The organism is Nocardia sp. NPDC003345, assembly GCF_053589395.1.
Map to the genome: position 1 here is coordinate 1 of NZ_JBSFRU010000438.1, position 4,344 is coordinate 4,344.

Sequence of the window (4,344 nt, forward strand, 5' to 3'; positions counted from 1 at the left end):
GAGGCGGCGCAGCCGCGAGTCTCGAGCGCTGACAGCAGACGCTTGAGGGGCCGAACCCCGCGCGGCGAAGCCGCGCCAATAAACACAGAACCTTGGCGGGCAAGGTCACCTGCCTCACCTTGGCGGGCAAGGTCACCTGCCTCACCTTGGCGAGCAAGGTCACTTTCCCGCCTCGGCAGGCAAGGTCACCTCCCTACCTCGGTGAGTGGGGGTTACCTTCCGCCTCGGCGGGTGGGGATACCTTCTCACCTCGGTGGGCAAGGTCACCTCTCACCTTCACGAGCCAAGCCGCCCGCCCACCTCACGAGCAAGCCTGCTCGCAACCTGGGCGGGTTCCGTGATCAGGGAAGCGCTCAAACGCCGAAACCTATGTTTCGTGCGCGTATATCGCGCCTCTCTGTGGTCGCCGAGTCCCGGCCTGTGGACCCGTGCGGGAGGCGCTCGGGTTCCGAGTATCCGGTCTTATTCCAGGATCAGAACCGCCGATGCGTAGGGCGGGAGTGTGAGGCGTCCCTCTCCGATGGTGTGGGCCGTCGGTGCGCCTGTAGGGGTCGACGCGTCTACCGAGTACAGCGTGGAGTTTCGGCTGCAGTCAGCGACTTCCACATTCATGGGCACGCCTCGTTTGTTCACGAGAACGATGCGGCGCAGGCCGTCGGCGCCGACGACGGCTTGCGCGTGGACGCGCGCATCGGGGTACCCGGGCACGCCGGTGGTAGTGGGCACCAGCCGGTCGCCGGGGCGGATGTGGTCGGCCATGAGTTTCGTGGCGTGGTAGCGGGCGTTCGGTTCGCCGGTTTCCCAATCGACCAGCGACACGGCCGGGATCATTCCGGGATAGCCGTTGAACTCGGCGACTCCGAAGAGGTCGATATCGAGTTCGAGGCAGCGCGCCCAGAGGTAGGTGTGCCAGCCGGCGCTGAGCGCCCAGTACTCGTGGGGGATGACGGGATCGGGGTTCATGATGTCGGATGGGTAGGTCCCGATCTCGTTGAGAAGCATCTTGGTGCCGGGTGAGAGGCGCCGGGCGATGGAGGCGATCAAACGCACCTGTTCGAGGAACCCCTCGGCTTGGGCGAAGAATGTCGTCTCCCAGGTGGAAGTGGGTGGGTTACCGTCGGGGCCGAATGGGTTGACGATATCGGGCGAGGCGTAGAAGTGGATCGAGAATGCGTCGAGCGGGATGCCCGGCGCGTGATTGGCCGGGTCGAGGAAGTGCCAGAAGTACTCGGGATTGTGGTGGACGTGGCTCAGCGACAGCCCGATGAATTGCATCTCGGGGTCGAGCGGACGTAGGCGTGCGACGACCGCGTCGTAGAGGCGGGTGTAGATCTCGGGGCTCATCTGCCGGTTGAGGTCGGGTTCGCAGAGGACTTCCCAGTAGGCGAATCGATAGTTGTGGCCCGACTCGTGCCATACGCCGTTCTCGTCGTGGAAACCGCCGGCGATGTACCAGCTGGCGAGACGGAAGAAGTAGTCGGCGACCTCGGCCAGGGACTCGTCCCGGAAGACGGTGCCGCTTTCGTAGCCCCAGTGGATCGTGTCCGGATCGTCGCCGAGTTCGACGTCGTCACCGCCGACGAACATCCAATGCGGGATGGTCGCGAAGTTCGCCGTGATGGGGCGCCCTTCGGCGGCGTCGACGAAATCTTCCACGAATGGGTCCAGGCGCGTGAAATCCCAGGAGGTCGTTGTCGAGGTGGGCGCCGTAAGCGCGGGCACCGAGACCAGCGGATTCGAGAACCACGGCAGGAAGCGCGCGTAGTCGACACGCAGGTCGCGCAGTGCGGCGAAGGCACGGTCGTGGCCGGGAGCGCCACGTTCGACGGGTGGTGATGTCCACAGATGCGTCGTCAGCACCGTCCGGATAGGTCGGCTGTCGCTGGTCCAGAGCGGGCGGACCGGGGTCGCCGGGACATGCGCCGGCGGGCTGAGCAGGGAGATGTCGTTCATGAGTCCTTCTCTGGATCGACCGGATTTGTACAAATGTACGGTACGTTCGTAAAGAACATTTGTACAGAACAAACGTACAGAACATTTGTACAAGGATCTGTTAGGGTGCGGAGCATGGGGCAGAAGGAGCAACTGCTGGCAGGAGCGCGTACCTGCATCGTGGAACGCGGCTACGCCAACACCACCGCGCGCGATATCGCGAACGCGTCCGGCGCGCATCTCGCCTCGATCGGGTACCACTTCGGCACCAAAGACGCCCTGATCAACGCCGCGGTCCTCGAAATCATCGAAGAGTGGGGCGAGCGCCTGACCCAGGCAGGCTCCCTCGGCGCCGGACCACCCGCGCAGCGTCTCCAGCGCTTCATCGAAGGCATCCTCGCCGCCGGGCCGGAGGAGCGACGCGTGCTCGTCGCGAGCGTGCAGTCCTACGCCCTGTCGGAATTCGTGCCGGAGCTACGCGAACAACTCCGCCGGGTCTACAGCACCGCACGCCGCGATATCGCCGCGCTCGTGCTCGGCGTCGAACGCGACACCGTCAGCGCCGAACAGGCCGAGACCGTCGGCTCTGTCGCGCTCTCCCTCATCAACGGCGCCGTGCTGCAATGGCTGGCCGACCCCACCGACGCACGCGGTGCGAGCCGGATCGCCGCCGCCGTTTCCGTGCTCGCGTCCGAGCACTCCTCGTGAAGCCACGCGACCACGACCCGGCCGCCCCCGTGGTTACCGCCGTGGTGGCCGCCGGGATCCGGAGCACGCCCATGCGCACCGGCACCCGAGACGGTGGTTCGCACCAATGGCGACACCCGGCGGCGCGATGGCTGCCCGGGCGCGTGTGCGACGGTGCGCGCCGGTAGATTCCGGTGCTGTTGAGCACCCGGGTCCGGGTGCGGCGAGCAGGTGAGGGAAGAGGTGTTTCGCGCGATGGTGGCGCCCGCGTCGATACGGGTCCTGGGCCGGATGCTGGTGCCGGTACTGGCGGTGCTGGCGGTCTCCTGCGGTGGGGGCGAAGGCGATGAACCGGTGGTGGTGGGGGCGCAGCGGTCGGCGGAGTCGCGGGTGCTGGCCGAGATCTACGCGCAGGCGCTGGCCAGGACGGGATCGCCGGCCCGGGTCGAACCGGATCTGGGCGACCGGACGGCGGTGTTCGCGGCGCTGGACGCGGGCACGGTGACCGTGGTCGCCGATCACAACGGCGCGCTGCTGGCCGAACTGAACGCCGGCGCGGACGCCGCCGATACCGAGAAGGTCACCGAGGAACTGAACGGATCGCTGCCCCAGGGCACCATCACCTCCGACCCGGCCGACGGCGCCGATCTCGAACCCCGGGTGCTGGTGACCGCCGAGACCGCGCGGCAGCGCGGCATCGACTCGGTGGCGCAGCTGGCCGGGCAGTGTCCCACGCTGGTGGCGGGCGCCGCCGGGGTTCCGGGGCTGCTCGAGCCGCCGGCGCGCGCGGCCGGGATCCAGGGCTGCGAGTTCGCGTCCACGCAGGTGTTCGACGATCCGGCCGAGCTGCGGCGCGCGCTGGTGGAGGGGCGGATCCAGGCCGCGGTTCTGGGCGGGCCCGCCGAATTCCTGCCCGGCGGTATCGACGGCCTGACGGTGCTCGCCGATTCCGGCGACGCGATCCGCGCCGAGAATCCGCTGGCGCTGCTGCGCAAAGGGGTGTTGGGTGAGAAGCAGCTGGAAAAGCTGAACTATGTGGCGGGTGAACTCACCACCGACGAGTTGTCCACGCTGGTACTGCGGATCCGCGACGACGGCGGCGACCCCGCCGAACTGGCCCGGACATGGCTGGACGCCCACGGTCTCTAGCGGGAGTCACAATCGGTCCGATATGCCCGGAATGTTGGCGTGGCCTGCGGCGTAGTACCTGACGGATCCATGAACCGGCGCATCCGGCGCCGCTGGGACAGGAATGGAATCTATGCCCACCACTCAACGTAATCCGTGGCTGGCCCTGGCGGCGCTGGTCGTCGGCTTCTTCATGATCTTGCTCGATGTCACCATCGTGGCGGTCGCCAACCCGGCGATCATGGAAGATCTGCAAGCCGATATCTCGTCGGTCATCTGGGTGACCAGCGCGTATCTGCTCACCTATGCGGTACCACTGCTGATCACCGGGCGTCTCGGCGACCGTTTCGGGCCGAAGAACATCTATCTGATCGGCCTGACGGTGTTCACGCTGGCCTCGCTGTGGTGCGGGCTGTCCGGGGATATCGAGACCCTGATCGCCGCCCGTGCGGTGCAGGGTCTGGGCGCGGCGCTGATGACCCCGCAGACCATGGCCGTCATCACCCGGACCTTCCCGCCGGAGGGTCGCGGTGCCGCGATGGGGCTGTGGGGCGCGGTGGCCGGACTGGCGACCCTGGTCGGGCCGATCCTGGGCGG

Annotated in this window: 4 protein-coding genes; 3 read left to right on the forward strand and 1 reads right to left on the reverse strand. The window is 67.4% G+C overall.

Features of this window, described 5'->3' with window-relative positions; translation table 11 throughout:
* Window positions 1-462: 462 nt before the first annotated feature.
* Complete coding sequence (locus tag ACWDU1_RS30085) at window positions 463-1,953, reverse strand: hypothetical protein (protein WP_450003644.1); 1,491 nt, start codon at window positions 1,951-1,953, stop codon at window positions 463-465.
* Window positions 1,954-2,067: 114 nt separating this feature from the next.
* On the opposite strand from ACWDU1_RS30085, the gene ACWDU1_RS30090 reads away from it, so the two are divergent.
* From ACWDU1_RS30090 to ACWDU1_RS30100, 3 genes are all read left to right on the forward strand, one after another.
* Complete coding sequence (locus ACWDU1_RS30090) at window positions 2,068-2,640, forward strand: TetR/AcrR family transcriptional regulator (RefSeq protein ID WP_450003646.1); 573 nt, start codon at window positions 2,068-2,070, stop codon at window positions 2,638-2,640.
* 234 nt (window positions 2,641-2,874) lie between these two features.
* Window positions 2,875-3,768 (forward strand): glycine betaine ABC transporter substrate-binding protein, encoded by an 894-nt coding sequence (locus ACWDU1_RS30095; protein WP_450003648.1) that lies wholly within the window; start codon window positions 2,875-2,877, stop codon window positions 3,766-3,768.
* A gap of 112 nt (window positions 3,769-3,880) precedes the next feature.
* Window positions 3,881-4,344: MFS transporter (locus ACWDU1_RS30100; RefSeq protein ID WP_450003650.1), on the forward strand; the 464-nt coding region annotated here is incomplete at its 3' end.